This window comes from Nocardia sp. NPDC019219, assembly GCF_040632645.1.
GTDB classification, from domain to species: domain Bacteria; phylum Actinomycetota; class Actinomycetes; order Mycobacteriales; family Mycobacteriaceae; genus Nocardia; species Nocardia sputorum.
On sequence record NZ_JBEYCG010000001.1, the window covers coordinates 1 to 25,282 of the forward strand.

Annotated in this window: 26 protein-coding genes and 1 pseudogene; 14 read left to right on the top strand and 13 right to left on the bottom strand. The window is 68.7% G+C overall.

From position 1 onward, the window contains the following. Positions 1 to 92: 92 nt before the first annotated feature. The 3 genes and pseudogenes from groEL to ABZ552_RS00015 all read right to left on the bottom strand — a co-directional run. Positions 93 to 359 (bottom strand): annotated as a pseudogene (groEL, locus tag ABZ552_RS00005) (chaperonin GroEL); the annotation flags it as partial. Positions 360 to 392: 33 nt separating this feature from the next. Then, positions 393 to 1,319 (bottom strand): aminoglycoside phosphotransferase family protein, encoded by a 927-nt coding sequence (locus ABZ552_RS00010; RefSeq protein WP_281875979.1) that lies wholly within the window; start codon positions 1,317 to 1,319, stop codon positions 393 to 395. Next, the gene (locus ABZ552_RS00015) at positions 1,316 to 2,584 is read right to left on the bottom strand and encodes a hypothetical protein (RefSeq protein ID WP_281875980.1); all 1,269 of its coding nucleotides are present in this window, start codon (positions 2,582 to 2,584) and stop codon (positions 1,316 to 1,318) included. Before ABZ552_RS00015 ends, ABZ552_RS00010 begins: the two co-directional genes overlap by 4 nt. Before the next feature lie 218 nt (positions 2,585 to 2,802). On the opposite strand from ABZ552_RS00015, the gene ABZ552_RS00020 reads away from it, so the two are divergent. The 4 genes from ABZ552_RS00020 to ABZ552_RS00035 all read left to right on the top strand — a co-directional run bounded on the left by ABZ552_RS00020 (position 2,803) and on the right by ABZ552_RS00035 (position 4,681). Continuing rightward, positions 2,803 to 3,054, top strand: a complete 252-nt coding sequence (locus ABZ552_RS00020; RefSeq protein ID WP_281875982.1) for a hypothetical protein — start codon at positions 2,803 to 2,805, stop codon at positions 3,052 to 3,054. A gap of 179 nt (positions 3,055 to 3,233) precedes the next feature. Next, complete coding sequence (locus ABZ552_RS00025; protein ID WP_281875983.1) at positions 3,234 to 3,554, top strand: hypothetical protein; 321 nt, start codon at positions 3,234 to 3,236, stop codon at positions 3,552 to 3,554. Positions 3,555 to 3,912: 358 nt separating this feature from the next. Continuing rightward, positions 3,913 to 4,341: a hypothetical protein gene (locus ABZ552_RS00030; RefSeq protein ID WP_281875985.1), complete on the top strand. Its 429-nt coding sequence runs from the start codon at positions 3,913 to 3,915 to the stop codon at positions 4,339 to 4,341. Next, the gene (locus ABZ552_RS00035; RefSeq protein ID WP_281875986.1) at positions 4,328 to 4,681 is read left to right on the top strand and encodes a hypothetical protein; all 354 of its coding nucleotides are present in this window, start codon (positions 4,328 to 4,330) and stop codon (positions 4,679 to 4,681) included. Before ABZ552_RS00030 ends, ABZ552_RS00035 begins: the two co-directional genes overlap by 14 nt. 151 nt (positions 4,682 to 4,832) lie before the next feature. Here the strand turns inward: ABZ552_RS00035 and groL are convergent, their stop codons facing one another. Together groL and ABZ552_RS00045 are read right to left on the bottom strand one after the other, a co-directional pair. After that, positions 4,833 to 6,458 (bottom strand): chaperonin GroEL, encoded by a 1,626-nt coding sequence (groL, locus tag ABZ552_RS00040; RefSeq protein WP_281875987.1) that lies wholly within the window; start codon positions 6,456 to 6,458, stop codon positions 4,833 to 4,835. Positions 6,459 to 6,671: 213 nt separating this feature from the next. Then, the gene (locus ABZ552_RS00045; protein WP_281875988.1) at positions 6,672 to 6,965 is read right to left on the bottom strand and encodes a hypothetical protein; all 294 of its coding nucleotides are present in this window, start codon (positions 6,963 to 6,965) and stop codon (positions 6,672 to 6,674) included. A 189-nt stretch (positions 6,966 to 7,154) separates the two neighbouring features. On the opposite strand from ABZ552_RS00045, the gene ABZ552_RS00050 reads away from it, so the two are divergent. Together ABZ552_RS00050 and ABZ552_RS00055 are read left to right on the top strand one after the other, a co-directional pair. Next, positions 7,155 to 9,212, top strand: a complete 2,058-nt coding sequence (locus ABZ552_RS00050; RefSeq protein WP_281875990.1) for an NAD(+) synthase — start codon at positions 7,155 to 7,157, stop codon at positions 9,210 to 9,212. Positions 9,213 to 9,270: 58 nt separating this feature from the next. Continuing rightward, on the top strand, positions 9,271 to 9,945 hold the full coding sequence (locus ABZ552_RS00055) for a suppressor of fused domain protein (RefSeq protein ID WP_357434969.1): 675 nt from the start codon (positions 9,271 to 9,273) through the stop codon (positions 9,943 to 9,945). Here ABZ552_RS00055 and ABZ552_RS00060 read toward each other — a convergent pair whose 3' ends face one another. The 7 genes from ABZ552_RS00060 to ABZ552_RS00090 all read right to left on the bottom strand — a co-directional run bounded on the left by ABZ552_RS00060 (position 9,946) and on the right by ABZ552_RS00090 (position 15,254). Next, a complete protein-coding gene (locus tag ABZ552_RS00060; RefSeq protein WP_281875993.1) occupies positions 9,946 to 10,176 on the bottom strand; it encodes a hypothetical protein in 231 nt (76 codons plus the stop codon). A gap of 6 nt (positions 10,177 to 10,182) precedes the next feature. Next, complete coding sequence (locus tag ABZ552_RS00065; RefSeq protein ID WP_357434971.1) at positions 10,183 to 10,908, bottom strand: Clp protease N-terminal domain-containing protein; 726 nt, start codon at positions 10,906 to 10,908, stop codon at positions 10,183 to 10,185. A 54-nt stretch (positions 10,909 to 10,962) separates the two neighbouring features. After that, positions 10,963 to 12,051 carry an FAD-dependent oxidoreductase gene (locus tag ABZ552_RS00070; RefSeq protein ID WP_357434973.1) on the bottom strand — a complete coding sequence of 363 codons (1,089 nt, stop codon included), beginning with the start codon at positions 12,049 to 12,051 and terminating at the stop codon, positions 10,963 to 10,965. Positions 12,052 to 12,132: 81 nt separating this feature from the next. Next, positions 12,133 to 13,059, bottom strand: a complete 927-nt coding sequence (locus ABZ552_RS00075; RefSeq protein WP_357434975.1) for an RNA polymerase sigma-70 factor — start codon at positions 13,057 to 13,059, stop codon at positions 12,133 to 12,135. A 146-nt stretch (positions 13,060 to 13,205) separates the two neighbouring features. Then, positions 13,206 to 14,150, bottom strand: coding sequence for a phosphatidylcholine/phosphatidylserine synthase (locus ABZ552_RS00080; RefSeq protein ID WP_281875997.1), 945 nt, complete (start codon positions 14,148 to 14,150; stop codon positions 13,206 to 13,208). Next, positions 14,150 to 14,878, bottom strand: coding sequence for a phosphatidylserine decarboxylase (locus ABZ552_RS00085; RefSeq protein ID WP_281875998.1), 729 nt, complete (start codon positions 14,876 to 14,878; stop codon positions 14,150 to 14,152). The genes ABZ552_RS00080 and ABZ552_RS00085 overlap by 1 nt, the downstream gene beginning before the upstream one ends. 103 nt (positions 14,879 to 14,981) lie before the next feature. Next, complete coding sequence (locus ABZ552_RS00090; RefSeq protein WP_063016203.1) at positions 14,982 to 15,254, bottom strand: GlsB/YeaQ/YmgE family stress response membrane protein; 273 nt, start codon at positions 15,252 to 15,254, stop codon at positions 14,982 to 14,984. Between the two features lie 219 nt (positions 15,255 to 15,473). Between ABZ552_RS00090 and ABZ552_RS00095 the strand changes: the two genes are divergently transcribed. Next, entirely contained in the window at positions 15,474 to 16,502 is a 1,029-nt protein-coding gene (locus tag ABZ552_RS00095) for a beta-ketoacyl-ACP synthase III (protein WP_281875999.1), read from the top strand. Positions 16,503 to 16,601: 99 nt separating this feature from the next. Here the strand turns inward: ABZ552_RS00095 and ABZ552_RS00100 are convergent, their stop codons facing one another. Then, positions 16,602 to 17,057 carry an SRPBCC family protein gene (locus ABZ552_RS00100; protein ID WP_357434978.1) on the bottom strand — a complete coding sequence of 152 codons (456 nt, stop codon included), beginning with the start codon at positions 17,055 to 17,057 and terminating at the stop codon, positions 16,602 to 16,604. A gap of 209 nt (positions 17,058 to 17,266) precedes the next feature. Here ABZ552_RS00100 and ABZ552_RS00105 point away from each other — a divergent pair, with 209 nt between their 5' ends. The 7 genes from ABZ552_RS00105 to ABZ552_RS00135 all read left to right on the top strand — a co-directional run bounded on the left by ABZ552_RS00105 (position 17,267) and on the right by ABZ552_RS00135 (position 25,274). Then, positions 17,267 to 17,464, top strand: coding sequence for a hypothetical protein (locus ABZ552_RS00105; RefSeq protein ID WP_357434980.1), 198 nt, complete (start codon positions 17,267 to 17,269; stop codon positions 17,462 to 17,464). Positions 17,465 to 17,517: 53 nt separating this feature from the next. After that, positions 17,518 to 19,185, top strand: a complete 1,668-nt coding sequence (locus ABZ552_RS00110; protein WP_281876003.1) for an FAD-dependent oxidoreductase — start codon at positions 17,518 to 17,520, stop codon at positions 19,183 to 19,185. A 14-nt stretch (positions 19,186 to 19,199) separates the two neighbouring features. Next, entirely contained in the window at positions 19,200 to 20,693 is a 1,494-nt protein-coding gene (locus ABZ552_RS00115) for an ATP-binding protein (protein ID WP_281876004.1), read from the top strand. Next, positions 20,690 to 21,043 (top strand): UBP-type zinc finger domain-containing protein, encoded by a 354-nt coding sequence (locus ABZ552_RS00120; RefSeq protein WP_281876005.1) that lies wholly within the window; start codon positions 20,690 to 20,692, stop codon positions 21,041 to 21,043. The genes ABZ552_RS00115 and ABZ552_RS00120 overlap by 4 nt, the downstream gene beginning before the upstream one ends. 72 nt (positions 21,044 to 21,115) lie before the next feature. Then, on the top strand, positions 21,116 to 21,556 hold the full coding sequence (locus ABZ552_RS00125; protein WP_281876006.1) for a hypothetical protein: 441 nt from the start codon (positions 21,116 to 21,118) through the stop codon (positions 21,554 to 21,556). Between the two features lie 78 nt (positions 21,557 to 21,634). Beyond that, positions 21,635 to 23,848, top strand: a complete 2,214-nt coding sequence (locus ABZ552_RS00130) for an AAA family ATPase (protein WP_357434983.1) — start codon at positions 21,635 to 21,637, stop codon at positions 23,846 to 23,848. 124 nt (positions 23,849 to 23,972) lie between these two features. Beyond that, the gene (locus ABZ552_RS00135; protein WP_357434985.1) at positions 23,973 to 25,274 is read left to right on the top strand and encodes a hypothetical protein; all 1,302 of its coding nucleotides are present in this window, start codon (positions 23,973 to 23,975) and stop codon (positions 25,272 to 25,274) included. Positions 25,275 to 25,282: the final 8 nt, after the last annotated feature.

Below are 25,282 nucleotides of genomic sequence, written 5' to 3' on the forward strand. Positions count from 1 at the left end.
GCGCCCGCGCCACCCTCGCCGGTATCTCCCGCCGTAACCGCCGGACGCCGCCCCACCTCGCGGTGGGCCGGCTTCCGGTTCGAAATAAGGTGCACCCGGCCCTTGACGGCCTCCGGGTCGCCCGCGCCCTCGACGATCGTGGTCTCGTCCTTGGTGACGACGACCTTGCGCGCCTGACCGAGCAGCTCGATACCCGCGCTCCCCAGCGACAGGCCGACCTCTTCGGTGGTGATCAGCAGCGGCTTGCCCGCCTGGATGACCTTCTCCAGCAGCGGCAGCAGGTCCTTGACGGTCGAGACCTTCGAGCCGACCAGCAGGATGTACGGGTCCTCGAGGACCGCTTCCTGACGCTCCGGGTCGTATGCTGCTGGCCGGAGCACCATTAGCGGGTGCTACAGGATGTTCCAGGTGATCGGCGCGTCATCCCGAAGTGCCTCCACCCGCCGCAAAACCTCGGCGGCGGTCGCTGATCCCGGCCCGCACTTGCGTGCGTTCGTGGTGATCATCCGCAACTCGCGCAGGTCGCGAAGCCACTCATAGCCAGCCCAATCGCGCACATCGAACCCGTACACGCGGCTGAATGCCTCGTATTCATGCGGCGGGTGCCCGAATCGACGGCAATGGATCTCGATGGTTACCAAGTCCCATTCTGGTTGCCCAATTGCCGCGTTCTCCCAGTCGCACAGAACGGCCTGCCGAGTGCGATTGTTCCACAACGCATTTCGGTGTTGCGCGTCGCCATGAATCACACCTCGCATGAGCGTGTACTGGATGCCATGTTCTCGAGCCGCGAGTTCATCAAGGCGCGCTCGCAGCAAAGCGCGGTCTTCGGGCATGAGGATTCTGCTGGTATCGATAGCATGGGCGATCGACGTGATGGTGTCGTGAATCTGCTTGTCCGGCAGTGCGATCGGCGGATTGGAAGAGCAGGCGTGTAAATCAGCGAGTGGCTCTGCGAGTTCGGCCGCGGTTGTTATTCCCCGTTCCTGGTCGATGTACCTCCAGAAGGTGACCGGGCAACCGCCCAGGTTCAGTGGTTGTTCGGTATCGACGAGCGGAACCGTTGGTACAGCCTGTTCCTCCAGCCACCGGACGAGGGCTACGACATCGATGTGGCCGACATGGTTCGGTCGACCGATCTTCACTACGACCGGTTTGCTCGTCAGCGCGTATACGGCGTTGGTGTGGTGGCGCAGTAGTTCGGCACCCGTCGAATCGAACCCGGCTACGAGACAGGCGGCATCGAGGATGGCTCGGGTCCGCTCGGGGGTAAAGGTCGATTCCGTCAGCCGCGCAGGTTCGGTGTCCTGGCGCATCATCGCACCACTGTCTCGGCGCTGAGGAGTTGCCGCAAGGAGGTGGCCGAGGGAAGCAGGCGATGCCCGGTCGGCAAGGCGTCCAGAACATCGCCGGCTCGTGTGGCCACGATCTGAGTCCGATGTTCGTCAGGCAGACTCTCGAGCACATGTTCCGCAAGTCGGCAGCCGTCGTCAGCCGATCCACTCATCGCGTACCCCAGCGCGGTGTCGAATTGGATCAGTGCTGGATCAATTACCACCGCAGTCTCCTGGTAGAGCTGCAACGCCTCGTCTTGGATCCGGCGGGCCCTGGTAACGCGTCGCATGTAGGTCAGTGTTCCAGACATGTACAACAGAAGCCGTCTTGCGCTGAATCGAAACGCTTCGTCGCTGGCAGTGTTGGGCAATGCTTCGGTCAGACGCTGGGCCTTGTTCATCGCCTGTTCGGCGCCCTCTCGGTCGCCGAGTCTGGCGAGCGCGCGAGCCTCGGCCGCGGCGGCAAGTGCGGTGGCGTCGCAGGCGGTATCCGATAGGATTTCCTGCGCCGACCGGGCCAGCGAGATCGCTTTCTCGAGATCGCCATAGTAGTACGGCAGCATTGCGTGTTGCGCACGGGCGGCGGCCTGCAGCTGTCGGTTCGAACTATCGTCAGCCGCCATCCGAGCGGTGCCAAACCACGTGTTTGCGCGGCCGATCTCACCGAGCTTCATCAAAGCATCAGCGGTCAGCAAGCCGAGCACTGCCGAGGACCCTGACAGGCGCGCTTGGATGGCCGCTGGCTGCCGCTCCGCAGAGATGGCCTGTAGCTCCAGCAGATCCGGAGCGATCTCTGCCAGGGCCACCGCCGGCGGCGTCGTGGTGTATGTCCGGATTCGATCCGCGACACGTTCTTCGATCAGTTCAACGCGCGCCGGAGTCACGGTGCACCTCGACAGCGTTTGGTCGACCACCAACCGGAGACCGTCGAACGTTGCCAGCAGGTCACCTTGTTGAGGTGAAACCGAAGTATGAATCCGGCTTGTAGGTTCCGTCGTGGCCGGAGGTAACCGGCCGACCTGTTCGAGCGCAGCTTCAAAACGTTGCCGCGCAGGATCATTGAGGCTCGCGTACTTGCTTTCCAACAGGCGTTTACTGCTTGGATTGAGCTGCGCTCGAGAACCTTTGGATTCCCACAGTCGAACCGACCGCGGAGAGCATCCGATCGTGTGGCCGAACTCATCGACACTGAGGAGCATCGCCTCACGCAGGCACGCGACCTCAATTCCCGTCCAGTGGAGACCTTTCATCAGTAACTCCGCAGCGTTTTGGGTAACGGTGGTCTGAGGCTAGCCCGACCATCGCTGGGTTGAAACACATTGCCGGAACAATTCCGGGTCGCTGCCTTATCGCTTCCAGAGATACGGCGCAGGCTATCACCAGCACCCGGCGTCGGGTCGAGTTCCGAACTCCCCGACGGCGGGTGCGTACCACGCAACAACCGAACAAGCACAGGGGGTCACATCGGATGCCCGCAGTCATCGTCTTGATGGTCGTCGCCGCGCTCGGCGCTCTCGCGATCGTCGTCTATCTACTGCCCAGCCTGGACGAGCCAGTGTCACTCCACAGCGCTGTCCACATGTCCGGCGCCGAATACGCACATCAGGTGTGGCAGGACCACGCCGAATGCGTCATGGCACTCTGCCCGGCCAAGGCCGCCGCATACTGGGCGCTGGTCGACTCCGGCAAGATAGTCCCCGACGCTCGGGTCATCCGATGACCCCCTCGGCGACGCCGAGATGTGGCGGCACCTGCATCGAAACCACCTCTCCAAGAGAGAATTTCGATCGGTCGATCAAGCGCGGTTGATCAGCAACATCCAATCCGGTCACGGTCCTACGTGTCTGCGATACCTGTCGGCATCCGCCTACATCTGCGGATCGGTAGACGGGGCCGATCATGGCGAGTGACAAAACCCCGAACCCGGAACTGCCGGTGCGAGTCCCGTTCGTCGGGCCATCGGAAGACTATCCCGGTCCGCCGCAGGAAACGGTGGCGATGTTCGCCGAAGCCATCCGCGAATGGGCGGGACCGGACGCAATCGGCTACCGGGAGTCCTTCCTCGACGGGCACGTCTACCTCGTCGGCGACGACGGGCACTCCTACACGTTCGAGGAATACGCCGACCGCCTCGGGGAACGTGCGATCGACCATGCGCGCGATTCGAACGACTGCACCAATGAACCCGGCGGCACTCGACAGCTACCTTGTCAGCGGTGATACCGGAGCGGCGCTGGTGGCATCTTCGGCCGGCGGTCGTCACCGTCGCCGGAATCTGACCAGAAGCGCCGGAAGCCGGACCCGCCTCTCGGCGGACCGGCTTCCCGATGGAGGAGAAGATCTCCGTTGGTATGGAACCGGGAGCGCACCGCACGCGTCGAATTCAGGTGTAAGGCAATGAGGTCGGTTGTCGTGGGTTGCGCCCTCCATCTTGCTCGGGAGGCTCGGGGGTGCGCCTGGCTGACGATGAAGCCCTCATTGGCGCACGCAGCAAAGTTATAGGTAGAAGCGCCAATTAGTGCACAAGATGGGGGTCGAGTTGAAGATATCGGCACTTGTAATAGCTACAGCGGCAGCAGTGGCGTCGGTCATGGGCCTGATGCCGAGTCCGGTGGCTCACGCCTCGTTCCCGTGGGGGGCTTGTGGAATCAGCTCGGCCGAGGAAAAGGTAGTCACAACCTTCGGCGAATGGAAGCTGCTGTGCGGTAATAAAGACTACGGGTATCGGCATATTCAGGCCGGTCACATGAGCGAATGGGAAGGGCTCGCCGCAATCGAGGGGCGCAACTGGCGCGACATTGCCGATATGGCAATCGCCAAGGCTCACGACGCACCCGACTGGCACGGCCCGCAGAGCGGCGGCCGGTATTGTTACACGGGGCAGATCTACCTGGTCAACCGCGTTACCGGAGCGATAGCCAAGACCGTCCAGCCCACCGTGATCGTGAGTGAGGGCGGGATAGTGATCACCGCCTTCCCTGGAGGAGGATGTCGTGGAAAAGCATGAGCCCAGTGTGGAAGAACTCACCGAGTCTGTTATTCGTGCCGGGACCGAGTCCGGATACCAGATCAGCCGCGATGACACTGGTCGGTTGCAGATCACGGCAATCGATGAATCGCCTGTGGAACCCCCCCTGACCTTCGCGGTAACCGACCAGGAACTCCACGACTACTACCTACGGCTCGCGGCGAATACCGGAAAACCGGTGGGCGCGGACTCTCCGTGGAAGACATGGATGCTCTTGATGGCGACCCACCTCGATGAAGCCGTCTACAAGGCCGGGGTCCTGGATCAGCCCTGCGTGATCACGATCGGCGAGACTGGTTTCTGGCCTGTGCCAAGGTGAGTCGGCGAGTCACCGCTGTGCGAGGGCGCTGGCGGCATCTCCGGCCGACGGTCGTCACCCTCGACGGCATCTGACGCCGGAAACGCCGGAAGCCGGCCCACCTCGCGGTGGACCGGCTTCCGGGTCGAAATAAGGTGCCCGGTGGCCGGACTCAGAAGTCCATGCCGCCCATGCCACCGGTCGGGTCGCCGGCGGGAGCGGCGGTCTTCTCCGGCTTGTCGGCGACAACGGCCTCCGTGGTCAGGAACAGGGCCGCGATCGAGGCCGCGTTCTGCAGCGCCGAACGGGTGACCTTGACCGGGTCGGCGACGCCGGCGGCCAGCAGGTCCTCGTACTCGCCCGAGTCGGCGTTCAGGCCGTGGCCCGCGGGCAGGTTGGCGACCTTCTCGGCGACCACGCCGGGCTCGAGGCCCGCGTTGAACGCGATCTGCTTCAGCGGAGCCGACAGCGCGACCTTCACGATGTTCGCGCCGGTGGCCTCGTCACCGGCCAGCTTCAGCTCCTCCAGCGCAGGCGCCGACTGCAGCAGAGCCACGCCACCACCGGCGACGATGCCCTCCTCGACAGCCGCCTTCGCGTTGCGCACGGCGTCCTCGATGCGGTGCTTGCGCTCCTTGAGCTCCACCTCGGTGGCCGCGCCCGCCTTGATCACCGCGACACCGCCGGCCAGCTTGGCCAGACGCTCCTGCAGCTTCTCCCGGTCGTAGTCCGAGTCGGAGTTCTCGATCTCGGAACGGATCTGCTGCACCCGGCCCTTGATGGCCTCCGGGTCGCCCGCACCCTCGACGATCGTGGTCTCGTCCTTGGTGACGACGACCTTGCGCGCCTGACCGAGCAGCTCGATGCCCGCGCTCTCCAGCGAGAGGCCGACCTCTTCGGTGATGACCTCGCCACCGGTCAGGATGCCGATGTCGGCCAGCTGAGCCTTGCGGCGGTCACCGAAGCCGGGCGCCTTGACGGCGACGGACTTGAAGGTGCCGCGGATCTTGTTGACCACCAGGGTGGACAGGGCCTCGCCCTCGACGTCCTCGGCGATGATCAGCAGCGGCTTGCCCGCCTGGATGACCTTCTCCAGCAGCGGCAGCAGGTCCTTGACAGTCGAGACCTTCGAACCGACCAGCAGGATGTACGGATCCTCGAGGACCGCTTCCTGACGCTCCGGGTCGGTGACGAAGTAACCCGAGATGTAGCCCTTGTCGAAGCGCATGCCCTCGGTGAGCTCCAGCTGGAGACCGAAGGTGTTGCTCTCCTCGACGGTGATGACGCCTTCCTTGCCGACCTTGTCCATGGCCTCGGCGATCAGCTCACCGATGGACGCGTCGCCGGCCGAGATACCGGCGGTGGCGGCGATCTGCTCCTTGGTCTCGACCTCCTTGGCGGTGTCGAGCAGCTTCGCGGTGACGGCCTCGACGGCCTTCTCGATGCCGCGCTTCAGGCCCAGCGGGTTCGCACCGGCCGCGACGTTACGCAGGCCCTCGCGCACCAGCGCCTGGGCGAGCACGGTCGCGGTGGTGGTGCCGTCGCCCGCGACGTCGTCGGTCTTCTTGGCGACTTCCTTGACCAGCTCGGCGCCGATCTTCTCGTACGGGTCCTCCAGCTCGATCTCCTTGGCGATGGACACACCATCGTTGGTGATCGTGGGAGCGCCCCACTTCTTCTCCAGGACAACGTTGCGACCCTTGGGGCCCAGCGTCACCTTGACCGCGTCGGCGAGGCTGTTCAGACCCCGCTCGAGGCCGCGGCGGGCCTCTTCGTCATACGCAATTGTCTTGGCCATGGCGTTGTTGAGATCCTCCATGTGGATGGCTGACACACAGGACGACCGCCGGTTGGGTCGTCCCAGTTACGCTGGCCAGGTTCGGTGCCCGCGACGGACGACCGAGGGTGTCTACGGAACCCGGTCTCACCGTCCCGACCTGGCACTCACAGGTCGAGAGTGCCAAAAGCATTTTTAGCACTCAGGGGTGGCGAGTGCAAGGTCCGCACCGGGTCAGGCCCGGTCGTCGACGCGAAGCACCAGCGCCACGAACGCGTCGGTGCGGCGTTCCTCCGGCGTGCGCGGCTCGCCGCCCTCCACGGTGACGAGCTCGGCGTCGTGCAGCAGCAGCTCCGCCTCCACCCGCATGATGGCGCGAATGAACGGCGGGGCGACGTCCGGCGGTAGGTCGCCGTTCACCACGTAACTGCCGTCCGGTTGGGACTCGGTGGACACATACGAAAGCGCGCGCAGCAGATCTGCGCGCCGTTCCCCCGCTATTAGGTCGGAATCCATTTCATCCGCCATTGCTATAGCTTAGCCGCCAGCGGTTCACATCTCCGGCCGTACGATCCGCGCCACCCGGTTCGCACAGTAAAAGCCCAGTTCACGACGCCGCCGCCGCTCCCGCCCGCACCTCGCCGCCGCGCCCGCCCGTCCGCGGCGGCGTAGATTCCGAGTGGACCATGATCAACCTCAGCCCGGAAGGGGACGCGGGTGGCCGACCTGCCGTTCGAATCGCTCTACCGGCACGGCTTCGCGCGGGTGGCGGTCGCGGTCCCCCGGGTACGGGTGGCCGACCCCGCCTACAACGTGGAGCAGACCGTGGAGCTGGCCGCGCAGGCCGCGGCCGCGGGCGCCGTGCTGACGGTGTTCCCCGAGCTGGGACTGTCCGCTTACACCGCGGACGACCTGTTCCACCAGGACGCGCTGGACGCCGCGGTCGAGGCGGCGCTGGCCCGGCTCGTCGCGGCGAGCACCGACATCGACACGGTGCTCGTCGTGGGCGCCCCCGTGCGGGCCCAGCACCGGCTGTTCAACTGCGCGATCGCGATCTGCCGTGGCCTCGTGCTCGGCGTGGCGCCGAAGAGCTACCTGCCGAACTACCGGGAGTTCTACGAGAAGCGCCAGTTCGCGGCGGCGCGGGAGGCGCTGGAGGACCACGTCACCATCGCCGGGCACCGGGCGCCGTTCGGATCCGACCTGCTGTTCCGCGCGAGCAACCTGGACGACTTCGTCTTCCACCTGGAGATCTGCGAGGACGGGTGGGTGCCGTTGCCGCCCAGCGGTTTCGCCGCGCTGGCGGGAGCGACCGTGCTGGTCAACCTGTCCGCCAGCAATATCGTGATCGGCAAGGCGGACTACCGGCGGTCGCTGTGCACCTCGCATTCGGCGCGCTATCTCGCGGCCTATCTGTACTCCGCCGCGGGAACCGGCGAGTCGACCACCGATCTCGCCTGGGACGGCCAGGCGCTGATCTGCGAGAACGGCGACCTGCTCGCGGAGGGCGAGCGGTTCCGCGACGATCCCCAGGTGATCACCGCCGACCTGGACCTGCGCCGTCTCGTCGCCGACCGGCTGCGCACCACCAGCTTCGCCGACAACGTGCACGACCACCGGGACCGGCTGGCCGCGATGCGGCACATCGACGTGCGGCTGCCGGTTCCGGAGGAGCCGGTCGCGCTGGAGCGCGAGATCGAGCGCTTTCCCTACGTCCCGGCCGACCCGGCCGTGCGCAACGAGCGCTGCGCCGAGGTGCACCACATCCAGGTCGAGGGCCTGAGCACGCGCTTGCGCGCCACCGGCACGCAGCACGTGGTGATCGGGGTGTCCGGCGGCTTGGACTCCACCCAGGCGCTGATCGTGGCCGCCAAGACGATGGACCGGCTCGGCCTGCCCCGCTCGAACGTGCTGGCGTACACCATGCCCGGCTTCGCGACCAGCACCAGGACCAGGACCGACGCGCATCGGCTGATGGCCGCCCTCGGCGTCACCGCGCGCGAGATCGACATCAGCGCCTCGGCGACGCAGATGCTGCGCGACCTCGGCCACCCGGCCGCCGACGGGGCGCCGGTCTACGACATCACCTACGAGAACGTGCAGGCGGGTGAGCGCACCTCGCACCTGTTCCGGCTGGCCAACATGCATCGCGCGCTCGTGGTGGGCACCGGCGATCTCAGCGAACTCGCGCTGGGGTGGTGCACGTTCGGCGTCGGCGACCATATGGCGCACTACAGCGTGAACGCGTCGGTGCCCAAGACGCTGATCAAATACCTGATCGCCTGGGCGGTGGACACCGAGCAGTTCGGCCCCGAGGCGAACGAGGTGCTGTCGTCGATCCTGCGCACCGAGATCTCTCCGGAGCTGATCCCGCACGAGGACTCCTCCGCGCCCGCCCAGAGTTCGGAGGCCACGGTGGGCCCGTACGAACTGCAGGACTTCCACCTCTACTACCTGTTGCGTTTCGGCTACCGGCCCAGCCGCGTCGCCTACCTGGCCCGGCATGCCTGGTCGGATGCCGCGACCGGCCGCTGGCCGGACCTCGTCCCCGCCGACCAGCGCAACGCCTACGACCTCGCCACGATCAAGCATTGGCTGGGCGAGTTCCTGCTCCGCTTCGTGCAGACCAGCCAGTTCAAGCGCTCGACGCTGCCGAACGCGCCCAAGGTCGGCTCCGGCGGTTCGCTCTCCCCGCGCGGCGACTGGCGCGCGCCCAGCGACGCGTCCGCGGCAGCCTGGCTGGAGGAGCTCGCCGCCAACGTGCCGGATGCCTGACCGCCGAAGCGTCCGACGCCCCTGAAACGGCCGGGGACGCGCTGCTTATGGTGGCTGCGTGAGTGAGAAATCCGGCTGGGATGCGATCGACGAGGCGTTGCGGCCGCTGTACGGCGATATCGAGCCCTTCCATTGGGCGTCCGACCACCCGTGGTCGCTGGGCGGCTCCGACCCTCTCGACGGAATCAGCGCCTACTCCCGCACCGACCCGGTGCCGCACTGGCATTACGTCAGCTACGGGATGACCGAGCTGTACGAGAAGGAGTGGGACAACCCGGCCGAGTCCGGCTGGGGCTTCGAATTCACCTTCCGGCTGGCGCGCGGGCTCACCGACACCGAACCACCCGCCTGGCCGGCGAACTTCATGCAGAACCTCGGCCGTTACGTCTTCCAGTCCGGCAAGTGGTTCGAACCGGGACACACCATCAAGACGAACGGGCCGATCGCGGCCGACCACGCGGACTGCACCAGTCACGCCGTCTGCTTCACCACCGACCCGGAACTGGGCGCCGTCGACAGCAAGCACGGCCGCGTGCTGTTCCTGCAGATCGTCGGGCTGACCATGCCGGAGTACCGCGCGGCGCAGGGCGGGCGCGCGCTCGCGCTGCTCGCCGAGCTGGAACCGCGACTACCCCTGTACATCACCGACATTCGGCGTGAATCGCTGGTCTCCGAGCCGAAGCCACAGGCCCGCTGGCCGCGGTGGGGTGGCGGCCTGGCCGGGCGAGGGTGATCAGGCCGCTCGGGTCGAGCGCTGTTCGAGCGGCGTGATCCGGCGCGGCCCGCGGACACCGGCTCCCCGGGTGCGCAACGCCCGGCGGTGACGCGCCCGCGCGGCGTGCGCCCCACGAACCCCGTTGACGACGTTGCGGATCCGGTGACCGGCACTCGTTCGCCGGACCGCGCCGATCAGCAGCAAGGGCACCGCGAGTGCGATCCGCGCACGAGACTTCCCGCTGCCCATGCCGAATCAGGGTTTCTCGGCCGTGATGGACGCGAGCAGTTCGCCCAGGTGCGTTTCGACGCTTGCCTTGTCGACGCCGAGGTCGCTGAGCAGACCGGCGCCGTTCTCCTGCTCCAGCAGGGCGAGCAGGATGTGCTCGGTGCCGATGTAGTTGTGCCCCAGCCGAAGCGCCTCACGGAAGGTGAGTTCCAAGACCTTCTTGGCCTCCGCGCCGAACGGAACGAGCGCGGGGACGTCCCCCTCGCTCGGCGGCAGGGACGCGGCGGCCGCGGCGGAGATGACGTCGACGGCCACGCCCTGGTGGACGAGTTCGTGCACGGCGAGCCCCTCCGGTTCGGTGAGCAGGCCCAGCACCACGTGGCCGATCGAGATCTCGCGGTTGCCCGCGTTGCGCGCCGCCTCCTGCGCCGCCATCACGACCGCGCGCGCCCGCTGGGTGAAACGGGCGAAGCCCGCGTTCGGGTCCATGGCCGCCGCGGCGCCCGGTTCGGGCACTTTGGGCACGAACCGCTTCTGCGCGGCCTGCTTGGTGACGCCCATGCTGGCGCCGATGTCGGTCCAGGAGGCGCCGGAGCGGCGGGCCTGGTCCACGAAGTGGCCGATCAGGTGATCGGCCACCTCGCCGAGGTGATTGGCCACGACGACGGCGTCGGACAGCTGGTCGAGCACGTTGTCGGGACGGGCCTTCTTGATGCCATCGATCAGGTCGTCGAGGCGGAATTGTGAAGTCATGCGTCAACCATAGGTTGACGATGACGTATCGTCAACCGTTGGTTGACGTATCCTTCACGGGCGTGCCGACCAGGCCGCGCCGCGCACGATGCGCTCCTTGACCCACGCCGCCGTCCGCCCGGTGAGCACCGTCCGCGCCGGCGCGTCATCGGCGTGCACGACCTGCACGACGCCGTCCCGGCGGCCCAGGCTCAGGCACTGGAGCACATAGCGGAAGCGGAGATCCCCCGGCACGCGACCACGCATCCGGGCGACGGCGGCATCGGCCGCGTGCTTGCCGGTGGGCAGCGCTGTGGCACATGCCATACGCAGATCGCGTCCACCCGGCCCCGCCACGACGGCGGCGTCGCCCGCGGCGAAGATGTCGGGGTGCGAGGCCGATCGCAGCGTGGCGTCGGTGAGCACCCTGCCGTCGGAATCCACCGCCAGACCGGAGCGCGCGGCGAGGTCGGGCACCCGGAAACCGGTGGTCCACACTGTCGCCGCGGCCTCGACCAGGGAACCGTCGGCCAGGCGCGGGCCTTCGGGCGTCACCTCGAGCACCTTGGCTCCGGACCGGATCTCGACCCCGAGACGCTCCAGCGTCCGCTCGATGTGCGCCTGCGCCCGCGCCGACAGCCACGCGCCCGGCTCCTCCGACCCGAGCAGCAGCACCCGGGTCCCCGGCTGCGATTCGGCGAGTTCCGCCGCGAGTTCGATGCCGGTCGCCCCCGCGCCGACGATCGCCACCGGGCCGCCCGGAGCGGACAGGTCGGCCAGATCTTCTTGCGTCGCAACGCGATAGGCGTATTCGGCGACGCCGGGCACGCTCTCGACGTCGGCGACGCTGCCGAGGGCGTAGATCAGCGTGTCGTAGTCGAGGGCGGGCGCCACGTCGAGCACCACGCACTTCGCGACCGTGTCGATCTCCGTCGCCAGGGCGCGGACGAAGCGAATCCCTTTGCTTTCCAGAACATCCCGCAGATCCCACGTGGGAGTCGCCTGTCCGGCCGCCCGCTGGTGCAGTCGCACGCGCTCGACGAACGTCGCGTGGGCGTCCACCACGGTGACCTGCGCGTCCCGCGCCGTGCGAGCCAGTCGGCGGGCCGCCGCCAGCCCCGCGTATCCGGCGCCGAGAACGACGATCCGATGCTGTCCGGTCATGATGTGGCTCCTTTCGATCGGCCAACACCCTTCAGACCGGACAGGCCCCCGATTCCTGACAGACCGGGGCCGTGAAGCCGGTCACAGCGGACGGCGACGGTCCGCCGCTGCGCCCACCACGCCATCCGACCCGCCCGCGGCTGCGAGATAGGTCAGCTTGTCCGGGTTGACGATCAGCCGCAGCGCGGTGACCACGCCGTCGGCCGCATCGATCCCCACCACGAGCAGCGGCGCGCCGTCCACCCGCGCGACCGCGGCGGGCGCGCCGTTGACCTCTTCCACGAGCAGCCGCATCCCCGGCACCTCCCAGCGCATGAGGCCCGCCAGGTACCGCGCCACGTGATTCGCGCCGTGTATCGGCCGCCGCGCCGCGTTGATCTTGCCGCCGCCGTCGGCCGTCGCGGTCACGTCGGCGGCGAGCATCCGCTCCAGGGCCGCGATGTCGCCGTCGCGCGCCGCCTTCAGGAATCGTTCGATCAGTTCGCGGGCATGGTCGGGCGGAATACCGAAGCGGGCCCGGCCTTCTCGCACGCGCCTGCTCGCCCGGCGGAAGATCTGCTGCGAGTTCGCCTCGGTGACGAAGAGCATGTCGGCGATCTCGCGGTGGGCGTATCCGAATGCCTCGCGCAGCACGAAGACCGCGCGCTCGACCGGGGCCAGCCGCTCCAGCGCGGTCAGCAGCGCGAGGGAGACCTGTTCGCGCTCTTCGACGGTCTCCAGCGGGCCGAGCTCGCCACGCGCGGTCGGCACCGGCTCGGGCAGCCACGGCCCGACGTAGCTCTCCCGCCTGGCCCGCGCCGAAACCAGCCAGGTGCGGCATAGATTCACCAGCGCGGTGGTCAACCACGCCTCGGCGGAGCGGATACTGCCGCGGTCGGCCCCGTCCCACCGCAAATACGTCTCCTGCACCGCGTCCTCGGCCTCACCGGCCGAGCCGAGCATTCGATAGGCGAGCGCGAACAACCGCGGTCGATGCCCCTCGAATTCCCGCAATGCGTCCGGCTCCATACGCACCCTTCCTCCACCCGCCCGACGGATATGACCGTACCGCTCGCAGCGGAGGGCGCGAGGGCGCCGGTGCGCCGATCCGACGACCCGACCCGACGACACGGCGCGGCAGCCGCCGGTCCGGAAGCCGCCGCGAGAGCTTCGCGCTAGAGCTCCGCGCTCGGCGGGTGACCACCGTTCTGGCGTTGCTTCGCCCCAGGTCGGCGCAGCCGCAGACGCGCGGAGCCACGAATCGCCGGACGCGGAAGGGCCGGACGGCGGATGGCCGGACGGCGGATGGCGGGCAGCCGCCGGTCCGCACGTCGCTGCGCACGCCGCTCGGCGGGTTTGTGTGTCCAAGTCTCCGGACGCGCGGCCACCCAGCGCTGGGAATGCCAGGCGAACGGGATGTGGCCCAGGTACAGCGCGACCAGCACCAGCAGCAGCACGATCGGATAGGTGACCAGCGCGGCCGCGGCCAGCGCGACCAGCACCAGCAGCCCGGCCGCCGCCTGCGGCGCGACCGACACCGATTTCATCGCCAGCGTCGGAATGGTGCTGACGGCCAGCGCGGCCGCGAACACCGTCCACGCCGCCACCTCGTAGAAGCCGACCCACCAGCCGTCGCCGAACTGCACGAACAACGCCACCGGCACCATCGCGATGAGGGCGGCGGCCGGGGCGGGCACACCCACGAAGTACTCCCGCGCCCAGTCCGGTCGGGTGTCGTCGTCCATCAGGGTGTTGAACCTGGCCAGCCGTAGCACGAGGCTGACCGCGAACAACAGGGCGACGATCCAGCCCACGCTGTTGCTGCTGAGCAGGGTCACGTACAGGACCAGCGCCGGGGCGACGCCGAAGGAGATGGCATCCGACAGCGAGTCCAGTTCGGCGCCCATCTTCGTGGTGGCGTCGAGCATCCTGGCCAGTCTGCCGTCGAGGGTGTCCAGCACGGCCGCCGCGCCGATCATGGCCAGCGCGATGCCGAGTTGGCCGTCGAGGCCGAATTTCACCGCCGACAGCCCGGAGCACAGCGCCAGGATGGTCACGATGCTGGGCAGCAGCCGGATGCTCCGCCGCCTGCGCCGTTGGGTGGGTACCGCCGCTTCCATCAGGCGTCAGCGGGTGAGCCGAGCACGGCGAGCACGGTCTCGCCGCCGATGGTGCGCTGGCCCGGCTGTACGAGCAGTTCGGTGCCCGCCGGGAAATAGGTGTCGACCCGCGAGCCGAAGCGGATCAGGCCGTAGGTGTCGGCGATGGTCAGCACGTCGCCGACCTGGGCGTCGCAGACGATCCGGCGCGCGAGCAGCCCGGCGATCTGCACCACCACGACCTGGCTGCCGTCCGGGGTCTCCAGCAGCATGCTGTTGCGCTCGTTGACCGAACTCGCCTCCGGCAGGTCCGCGGAACGGAATTGGCCGGGCTGGTGCTGCACCGCGCGCACGATGCCGGAAACCGGCGTGCGCTGTACGTGGACGTCCAGGACGGACAGGAAGATGCTGACCCGCGGCAGCGGCGCGTCACCGAGACCCAGTTCGGCGGGGGGAGCGGCGGAATCGACCAAGGCGATCTCGCCGTCGGCCGGGGCGACGACGACGCCGGGCCGGTTGGGCGGCACGCGATGCGGGTGGCGGAAGAAGGTCGCGCAGGCCGCCGCGGCGAACAATCCCGTGCGCCGCACCCATTTGCGCTTGCCGCCTACGACGGCGACCGCCAAGGGCGCGGCGACGAACGGGAGCCCGGCGGGATGCAACGGAGGGATCGCGTTGCGGACCAGGTCGACGACGTGGCCGACTCCGGTGCGTTCAGGCGTGCCGGGCGGGGTGGGACGGCGGGCCACAGGCTCCTCTTTCGTGCTCGATGCAAACGGTTCGCGCCTCTTCAACGATAGGACGGGCGCAAGCGTTCACACCTTACGGGAAAGGAGCCCGTGGCACGCGAGGTCACGACCTGACTCGGGCCCCCGTGACCAGTCGAACCAGGAACAGCAGGATCACCGCGCCGCCGAGGCAGGTGAAGAAGCTGAACCAGAGGCCGCCGCCCTCGACGTCGACGCCGAGCAGCTTCAGCAGGAACCCACCGAGCAGACCGCCGACTATGCCGACGACGATATTGAGCAGGATGCCCTGTTGGGCGTCCGTCTTCATGATCTTGCTGGCGATCCATCCGGCAAGACCGCCGATGATGATCCATCCGATAATCCCGAGACCGAGCATTGTGTCCTCGCATCCTAGTTGGGCCACGCCTCGTACAGCAGTGGCGTGCGTGGACGTGATACCCACCGATTGTCGGAATACGCGCGGCAGATGAGCGACTTTCAAGCTAATATGAGGAAGCCTCATGTCTATCCGCTGATGGGCAGTGGCTGATGAGGGACCGATTTCGATGCTTCGGGGAAACCCGGCGGCGCCGCCGCAGGTACATAGGAGACGCAGATGGCTGCTCGAATCGCCCAGACCACCGGAGCTGAGCACACGGCGATCCTCGGGCTCGGCGTTTACCGCCCTGCTCGCGTGGTCACCAACGACGAGGTGGCGGGTCCGATCAACTCGAGTGACGAGTGGATCAGGACCAGGTCGGGCATCAAGACCCGGCGGTTCGCCGACGATTCCGAAACGATTCAGAGCATGAGTGTCGCCGCCGCGCGTGGCGCGCTGGAATCGTCCGGCATCGCCGTCGACCAAGTCGATTGCGTGATCGTTGCTACATCCACCCATCTGTTGCTGACGCCGGCCGCCGCGCCGCGCATCGCCACCGAACTGGGCATGAACGGCTCCGCCGCGTTCGACGTCTCGGCCGGCTGCGCGGGCTTCTGCCACTCGATCGCGCTGGCGTCGGACCTGGTCCGGGCCGGTACCGCCCACCATGTCCTCGTGATCGGCGTGGAGAAACTGACCAACACGGTCAACCCGACCGATCGCTCCACCGCCTTCCTCTTCGCCGACGGCGCAGGCGCGGTGATCGTCGGCCCCTCCGACGAGCCGGGCATCGGACCCACCGTCTGGGGCTCCGACGGCACCCAGCACCACGCCATCCGCCAGGACAAGGACTGGATGGAGTACTTCCACGAGATCGACGAGAAGGGCTTGGACGCGGTGCGGCCCTACCTGGCCATGGAGGGCACCGCCGTATTCCGGTGGGCCGCGCACTCGCTGGAGAAGGTGTGCCGCGACGCCATCGACCGCGCGGGCCTGTCCCCCGAAGACCTGGACGCGATGATCCCGCACCAGGCCAACGGCCGGATCATCGAGATCATGGCGCGGGTGCTGAAGCTGCCCGAGCACTGCGCGCTCGCCAACGACATCGAGGAAGCGGGCAACACCTCGGCCGCCTCGATCCCGCTGGCCATGGAGGCGCTGCTGCGCAAGGGCGAGTCGAAGCCGGGCGACACGGCGTTGCTCATCGCGTTCGGCGCGGGCCTGTCCTACGCGGCTCAGGTCGTGAACCTGCCCAACTGGAAGTAATCCGCCCGGAGAACACCGTTGCGCGCGGTCGTTCGCCGCGGTGCTGAGCACGACTTCCCGTGCCACCACCGCGTCGAACGCGCGTGCCGCGAACCGGGCTCAGCCGCCCGCTTCGACTGCCGTCTTGATGTTGCCGAGCGTCTCGTTCATGCCCCGCACCAGCGCCTCCTCGAACGGCAGCTCGCCGCCGAGCGCGGCATCGATCGCCCGGCGGGAGAACCAGGTCGTGCCGTTGGGCACGTCCCGCCGTTCGATGAGCCGGGTGCCGGACTCGGTGGGCTCCAAGGTGTAGCTCCACACCGTCCGGTTCTCGTTGACCCGGAAGGCGAACGCCCGGTTCGGCTCGAACCGCACGATACGGGCGGTGGTCGGCCAGAACTTCTTGCCGTCACGATTGAGATTGAGCGTCCAGGTACCCGCCTTCAGCGAGCCGAGCGCCACCATGCGCACGCACTGCGGGCTGAACTCCGGCATCCGCCGCAGATCGGAGACCACCGCCCAGACCCGCTCCGGAGGTGCGGAGATGTCGATGCTGGCTTCGAGATTTTTCGGCAACGCTGCCTCCGAGATCGAGCGACGGACCGACGGTCATCCGTCCGACCGCGCGGTGGAACGAGTCGCGCACATCTTAGACGGGAAGACAGTTGCGTCACATTTCCGCTACTCGTACACCGGCCGCTGTAATGATCGGCGCACAATAACAGATAGATCAAGCACAGACACTGCCTCCAACATTTCGGCGTCCCAACGTGAGGTGATCGGCCGTGAGACTGCGCTCCCTGCTACATCGGCGACCGGCGGACCGAGTTCCGCTACTTCCCGCCATCGAGCCCGAGGACGGGCGAATAACGCGCGGCACGTCGGTATTCCCGCGGCACGCCCGTTCGGCCGCGCAGGAAGAACGCCTGGAGCGTCTGCTCACCCCGAGTGAGCTGGATCTCGTCCTGCGTCATCGGCTCTGAGCCCTGCGCGAACGCCCACGACAGACGGCCCCGCGAGGCTCCATACTCGTCAGGTGACTTCACCCGCTGCTACGAAACCGGCCATCCTGAGCGTCGACGACGACCCGGGAGTCTCCCGGGCGGTCGTGCGCGACCTGCGGCGCCGTTACGGCGCCGACTACCGGATTCTGCGCGCGGAATCGGGAGCCCAGGCGCTCGACGCGTTGCGCGAGATGAAGCTGCGCGGGCAACCCGTCGCGGTCTTGATCGCCGACTACCGGATGCCGGGCATGGACGGCATCGAATTCCTGGAGCAGGCGATGGACCTGCATCCCTACGCACGCCGCGTGCTGCTGACCGCCTACGCCGACACCAACGCCGCGATCGACGCGATCAACGTCGTCGACCTGGACCACTACCTGCTCAAACCGTGGGACCCGCCGGAGGAGAAGCTCTACCCGGTGCTGGACGGGCTGCTGGACGCCTGGCGCAGCAGCGAGCATCGGCCCGTCACCGAGACCAAGGTGATCGGCAATCGGTGGTCGCCGCGGTCCTCGCAGCTGCGCGAATTCCTCGCGCGCAACCAGCTGCCTTACCGGTGGTACCTGGCCGACGAGCCCGAGGGCGCGCGGTTGCTGGAGGCGGCGGGGGCCGACCCCGACCGCTGTCCGGTGGTGATCACCTCCGCGGGCGAGGCGCTCGTGCAGCCCTCCGACAGCGAACTGGCCCAGAACGTGGGCCTGACCGTCGATCCGGCGGGCGAGTTCTACGACCTGATCGTGGTCGGCGGCGGTCCCGCCGGTCTGGGCGCGGCGGTCTACGGCGCGTCCGAGGGGCTGCGCACCGTGCTGGTCGAGCGGACGGCCACCGGCGGGCAGGCGGGACAGAGTTCGCGCATCGAGAACTATCTCGGTTTTCCCGACGGCCTGTCCGGCGCGCAGCTGGCCGACCGGGCCCGGCGGCAGGCGGCGAAGTTCGGCGCCGAGGTGATCACCACGCGCGAGGTGGTCGGGCTGGAAGTCAACGGGTCCGCGCGCACCGTGCGGTTCGCCGACGGCGGCCGCCTGTGCGCGCACACCGTGATCATCGCGACCGGCGTCGACTACCGCCGCCACCCGGCGCCGGGCGTCGACGACTTCACCGGGCGCGGCGTCTACTACGGTTCGGCCATGACCGAGGCGTCGGAGTGCGCCGATCACGAGGTCTACATCGTGGGCGGCGCGAACTCCGCGGGCCAGGCCGCGGTGTTCCTGTCCCGCAACGCGCGCACCGTGCACTTGGTGGTCCGGGCGGATTCGCTGGAACAGTCGATGTCGCATTACCTCATCCAGCAGATCGGGCAGATCCCGAACATCGAGGTGCACACCAACACCGAGGTGGTCGCCGTCGACGGTGACGACCACCTGCAACAGATCGTGCTGCGCGACAACCGGACGGGCGCCGAGGAGAAGGCCGACGCGGAGCGGCTGTTCCTGTTCATCGGCGCGGCGCCGCAGACCGATTGGCTCGACGGCGTGGTCACCCGGGACAGCGCCGGCTACGTGCTCGCCGGGCCGGACCTGATGGTCGACGGCGCGCGCCCCTCCGGCTGGGAACTGTCCCGGCCACCGCATCATCTCGAGACCAGCGTGCCCGGGGTGTTCGTGGCGGGCGACGTGCACGCCGAATCCGCCAAGCGCGTCGCCTCCGCCGTGGGCGAGGGCGCCATGGCCGTCATGCTCGTGCACCGCTACCTCGCGTAACCAGGAGACCGCAGATGACTTCCAACCAGACCGCGGACCGCAGCAGCCGGTCGGTGTGCGATCCCGCCGAACTGCGCAGCCTGTTCCTGTTCGAGAAGCTGAACGACGAGCAGCTGGAGTGGCTGTGCGCCGACGGGCGGATCGAGACCATCGAACCGGGCGTGGTCTTCCGCGAGGGCGATCCGGCCACCTGCTTCTACGTGCTGATGGACGGCGAGGTGGTGCTCACCAAGCAGTCCGGCGGCACGGAGATCGAACTGGTGCGCACCGAGCATCGCGGCGCCTACGCGGGCGCCTGGATGTCCTACATCGGCGACAAAGTCGAGCAGACCTACAACGGGACGATGCAGGTGACACGTCCGTCGCGGTTCTACGTGCTGGACGCCGACGTCTTCGCCCGGATGATGCGCGAGTGGTTCCCGATGGCCGTGCACCTGCTCGAAGGCGTGTTCTTCGGCAATCGCAACACCAACGCGCGCATCGGCGAGCGGGAACGGCTGCTGGCGCTCGGTTCGCTGTCGGCGGGCCTCACCCACGAGTTGAACAACCCGGCCGCCGCCGCGGTGCGCGCCACCTCGGGCCTGCGCGAGCGGGTCGCGGGCATGCGGCACAAGCTCGCCATGATGGCGGAAGGCAAGTTCGATCCGTCGTCGTTGGGCGCCTTGGTGCGCCTGCAGGAGGAGGCGGCCGCCCAGGTCGCGAAAGCGCCGGAACTCACGCCGCTGGAGGCCGCCGACCGCGAGGATCTGCTCGGGGAATGGCTCGAGGAGCACGGGATCGGCGACGGATGGAACCTCGCGCCGAACTTCGTGCAGGCCGGATTCGACACCGACTGGCTGGAACGGGTGGCCGCCACCCTGGAGGGCTCGCCGGAACAGGTGTTCCAAGGGGCCATCCGCTGGCTGAACTACACCATCGAGACCGAGCTGCTGATGAACGAGATCGCCGACTCGACGACCCGCATCTCCTCGCTGGTCGGGGCGGCGAAGCAGTACTCGCAGATGGACCGTGCGCCGTTCCAGGTGGTCGACATCCACGAACTGCTGGACAGCACGCTGGTGATGCTCAGCCGCAAGATCGGCGACGGCGTGCGCGTGGTCAAGGAGTACGACCGTACGCTGCCGCAGGTGCCGTGCTTCGCGGCCGAACTCAACCAGGTGTGGACCAACCTGATCGACAACGCGGTGTACGCGATGAGCGGCGAGGGTACGCTGACCATCCGCACCAGGCACGAGAACGACTGCGCGGTCGTGGAGATCGGCGACACCGGGCCGGGCATCGCACCGGAGGCCCGTAACCGGATCTTCGAACCGTTCTTCACCACCAAGCCGATGGGCGAGGGCACCGGCCTCGGGCTGGACATCTCGTTCCGCATCGTGGTCAACAAACACAGCGGCGACATCCGGGTGGACTCCGAGCCGGGCGACACCAAGTTCACCGTCTGGCTGCCGCTGCACCGCCCCGACCAGGAGCCTGTCGCCGCCACCGACACGGAAGGGTTGTCATGACCGAGCAACTCGCGGGCATCGACCCCGCGGTACCACCGAGCGGCCCCGGTTGCCAGGAGTGCGAGCAGAACGCCGGCTGGTGGGTGCATCTGCGCCGCTGCGCCCAGTGCGGGCACGTCGGCTGCTGCGACACCTCGCCCGCGCAGCACGCCACCGCGCACGCCGAGAGCACCGGTCATCCGTTCATCCAGAGCTTCGAACCGGGCGAGGACTGGTTCTACAACTTCGAGACCGGAGAGATGTACAGCGGCGGACCGGAATTGGCGCCACCGCGCAGTCACCCGGTGGACCAAGGCGTGCCCGGCCCGCGTGAACGGGTGCCTGCGGATTGGCAGGCACACATCCACTGAACCCGGGAGAACCGGTACGCTGCTGCGGACGCCGGGCCTCCGGCACCACGATCCACCCGGGGAAAGCACGGTATGAAACGAACATCCGCCATCGTCCTGATCGCCGGGACGGTGGGTTTCCTGCTGGCAGGCTGCGGCGGAGGGGACGAGTCCACCGACGCGAACGGATTGCGCAAGGGTTCGACCGGCGTGACCACGTCCGCCTCGGCCGAGCGCACCACGACCGCTCCCGGCACCGCGGCGCCGAGCACCCCGGCGGACCCCGACGCCCCGGCCACGACGAAACAACGCGACTCCGCACTCGGTCCCGCGTCCAGCACCACCTGCGGCGAGTTCCGGAAGCTCGACAGCGACCAGGAGAAAGCGCTGATCGAGCAGATCCTGGCGGAGAACCCGGGTGGCCGGTTCGACGGCAGCCCGAACGTCGCGCTGGGCACGGCCAAGCTGGTGTGCCTGTCGCCGAGCGTCGCCGACACCTCGGTCGCGGTCGCGACCGGAATCACGAAGAAATAACCGGCGGTTCGTCGTCCTCGGCTGCTTCCGGGACGACGAACCGTGACCGAGGGCGGGCCCGCGCGGCAGAATGGCACAGTGGCAGAACTGGCACTCACCGCCCGCCTGAATCCTTCGGCCGCCGACGCCCGGCGCGGGGTGGTCCGGCTGCATCCGGAAGCGCTGACCGCGCTGGGGTTGCGCGAATGGGACGGGATCATGCTGGTCGGCTCCCGGCGCACGGCCGCGGTCGTCGGTGTAGCCCGTCCGGACACGCCCGCCGGAGTCGCCCTGCTCGACGACGTCACGCTGTCCAACGCCGGGCTGCGCGAGGATGCGACCGTGGTGATCTCTCCCGCGGTCGTCTACGGCGCGAAGCAGATCACGGTGAGCGGCTCGGTGCACGCCACCCGGACGATTCCGGCCGCGACGCTGCGGCAGGCGCTGCTCGGGAAGGTCGTCACGGTCGGTGACGCGGTCTCCCTGCTGCCGCGCGACCTCGGCCCCGACATCAGTTCCACGGCCGCCACCCAGGCACTGTCGCGCACCTTCGGCATCGCCTGGACCACGGAGTTGCTCACCGTCACCGGCACCGATCCGCGCGGCCCGGTGAGCGTGCAGCCGAACACCGCCGTGGCGTGGGGCGCGGGCGCGGTCGCCGCGCAAGACGCCCCGGCCTCGGCGGTGGCGTCGCTCGCGGCGGGCGAGGCGCCCCTCGGCGTCGCGGCGACCCGCACCACGCCGCCCGGCGAGACACCGAGCATCTCGGTCGAAGACCTGGCGGGTGCGCGCAGCCAGGCCGCGAAGCTCACCGAATGGCTCAGCCTCGCCCTCGACGAACCCGAATTGCTGCGCACGCTGGGTGCACGACCGCACCTCGGTGTGCTGATCACCGGCCCGGCCGGCGTCGGCAAGGCAGCGCTGGCCCGCGCGGTCGCCGCGCCGCGCCGCGTGGTGGAACTGGACGGCCCCACCATCGGGGCGGCCGAGAGCGGTGCGCGACTGCGCGAGGTCGCCGAGGCGGTGGCCGACATCGGCTGCGGCAAGGGCGGCGTCCTGCTGATCACCGACATCGACGCGCTGCTGCCCGCCGACGCCGAGCCGGTCGCCACGCTCATCCTGGACCAGTTGCGCGCCGCGATCGCCGAACCCTGCGTCGCGTTCCTGGCGACCACGGCGCACCCCGCCGGGATCGACCAGCGCCTGCGGGCGCCGGACCTGTGCGACCGCGAACTCGCGCTGCCGCTGCCCACCGCCGCCGTCCGCAAGGCCCTGCTGGAACAGCTGCTGCGCCGGGTGCCGACCGCGGAGCTGAAACTCGACGAGATCGCGGCGCGCACCCCCGGGTTCGTGGTCTCCGACCTGGCGGCGCTGTGCCGCGAGGCTGCGCTGCGCGCGGCATCGCGGGCCAGGGAGAACGGTGAGCCACAGCTCACCCAGCCCGACCTGCTCGGCGCGCTCGAGGTCATCCGGCCGCTGTCGCGGTCGGGCATGGAGGAACTCGCCATCGGCAGCCTGAGTCTCGACGACGTCGGCGACATGGCGGACACCAAACAGGCGCTCACCGAGGCGGTGCTGTGGCCGTTGCGTCACCCCGACTCCTTCGCCCGCCTCGGCATCGAGCCGCCGCGCGGGGTGCTGCTCTACGGCCCGCCCGGCTGCGGCAAGACGTTCCTGGTGCGGGCGCTGGCCGGCAGCGGTCAGCTCAGCGTGCACGCGGTCAAGGGCGCGGAGCTGCTGGACCGGTGGGTCGGCTCGTCGGAGCGCGCAGTACGCGAATTGTTCCAGCGCGCCCGCGATTCCGCGCCGTCGCTGGTCTTCCTGGACGAGGTGGACGCCTTGGCGCCGCGCCGCGGGCAGAGCGCCGACGCGGGTGTCGGCGACCGAGTGGTCGCGGCGCTGCTCACCGAACTCGACGGTGTGGAGCCGCTGCGCGATGTGGTGGTGCTGGGCGCGACCAACCGTCCGGAGCTGATCGATCCGGCGCTGCTGCGCCCGGGCAGGCTCGAACGGCTCGTCTTCGTGCCGCCGCCGGACGCCGCCGCCCGGCGGGAGATCCTGCGCACCGCGGGCCGCGCGGTGCCGCTGGCCGACGACGTCGACCTCGACGCGCTCGCGGACGACCTGGAGGGCTATTCCGCCGCCGACTGCGCGGCGCTGCTGCGCGAGTCCGCCCTCGCGGCGATGCGGCGGGACATGCACGCCGCCGATGTCACCGGGGCCGACGTGCTGGCCGCCCAAGCGGTGGTACGGCCGTCGCTGGACCCGGCTCAGATCGACACGCTGCGCCGGTACGCGGAAAGCCGCGGGTAGACGGCCTCACTCAGCCAATGTGCGGCAAATTGGCTTATGCCGCATATTTCGCACCCGAGACATTTTCGGGCGAATCGTCGGCAATCACAAGATCGCGCCCGCGCCCCGGGTATGTTCGACAACCGTGCGCAGGGTCGGCGACATTGTCGACGCGATCACGGCCTTCACGGGAGCCGCGGTCGCGGGCGTCACGCTGTTCCTGCCGGTCAGCGTCAGCACCAAGGGCCAGTCCACCTCGTACCGGATTGCCGGGCTGCTCAACAGCGTGCCGCGCAGCGCCGCGCTCGGCGTGATCGTCGCCGTCGCGATCGCCGTGCTGGTGGCGACCACCAAGCGGCCGTTGACCGGCTGGGCGACGGCGACGGCCGCGGCCCTCGCACAGTTGCTCAACCACTTCGCCGGCCGCCGTGGGCCCACGGCGGAGATGCTGACCACGCAGAACTACATCGACTCCATCTGTGCCGCGGTGTTGCTCGGCGGGCTGGGCGCGGTGGCGCTGCGCCGCCCGCTGCCCGGCGCGGCGTTCGCGATAGGCGGCGTGGGGTTCTTCGGCTTCGGCGATCTCGCGGGCCTGCTGAATATCAACGCGGATCCGTACGCGGTCCTGGAGACGCCGACGCGCTGGATGATCGGCGCGGCCCTGACGCTGCTGGTGATCAGCACCTTGCACAACTGGAGGCGCACCGACGAGCCGAAGACGCCGGGGATGGCGATCGCGCTGCCGGTGACGCCGATCCTCGCCGCCATGGTGCTCGCGCTGGTGGTGCTGGCCGGCACCGAATGGCTGGGCCGCCAGTACAGCAAACTGCCCGCCGAGAGTCACGGGGTCGAGATCGCCATCGTCGTCGCGGCAACGCTCGTCAGCGCGACCGCGGCGGCCATGCTGCTACCCGGCCGCGACGGCACCGGCGTGTACCTGGCCGTGAGCCTCACCGCGGCGGTCGACGCCGTGGGTTACGCGGTCCGGCCCGGCTGGACCGCCGCGGTGCTCATCGCGCTGACCGCGGCCGGACTGGCCGTCGGCGCCCGCATGCCGTCGACCGCGCTGGCCATCCTGCTCCTCGCGGGCATCTCGGTCTTCGCCCTCGTCACCTCGACGTCGGCGAGCACCGTCGCCTTCGCCGTGATCAGTGGGGTCATCGCGTTGACCGCGGGCTACTGCTGCGGCACGGTGCGACCGCACTACGCGCCCAGCGGTGTGCTCGCGCTCGCCGCGCTCTACCTTCCCTCGGCGGTGTCGGTGATGCCGGACAGGGTCAAGGACTGGCGCGAAGAGGTGGAGGTGCACGACGCGACGCCCGGCCGGACCGCGCTGGCCATCGTCGTCGGGAGCGCTCTCGGGCTCGTCATGTTGCGTAAATTGCGGCCGCGCAGCAAGGCGCAACCGAATGGGCAGCCGGAAAGCGAATCATTAGCGGACATATAGCAGGGGTC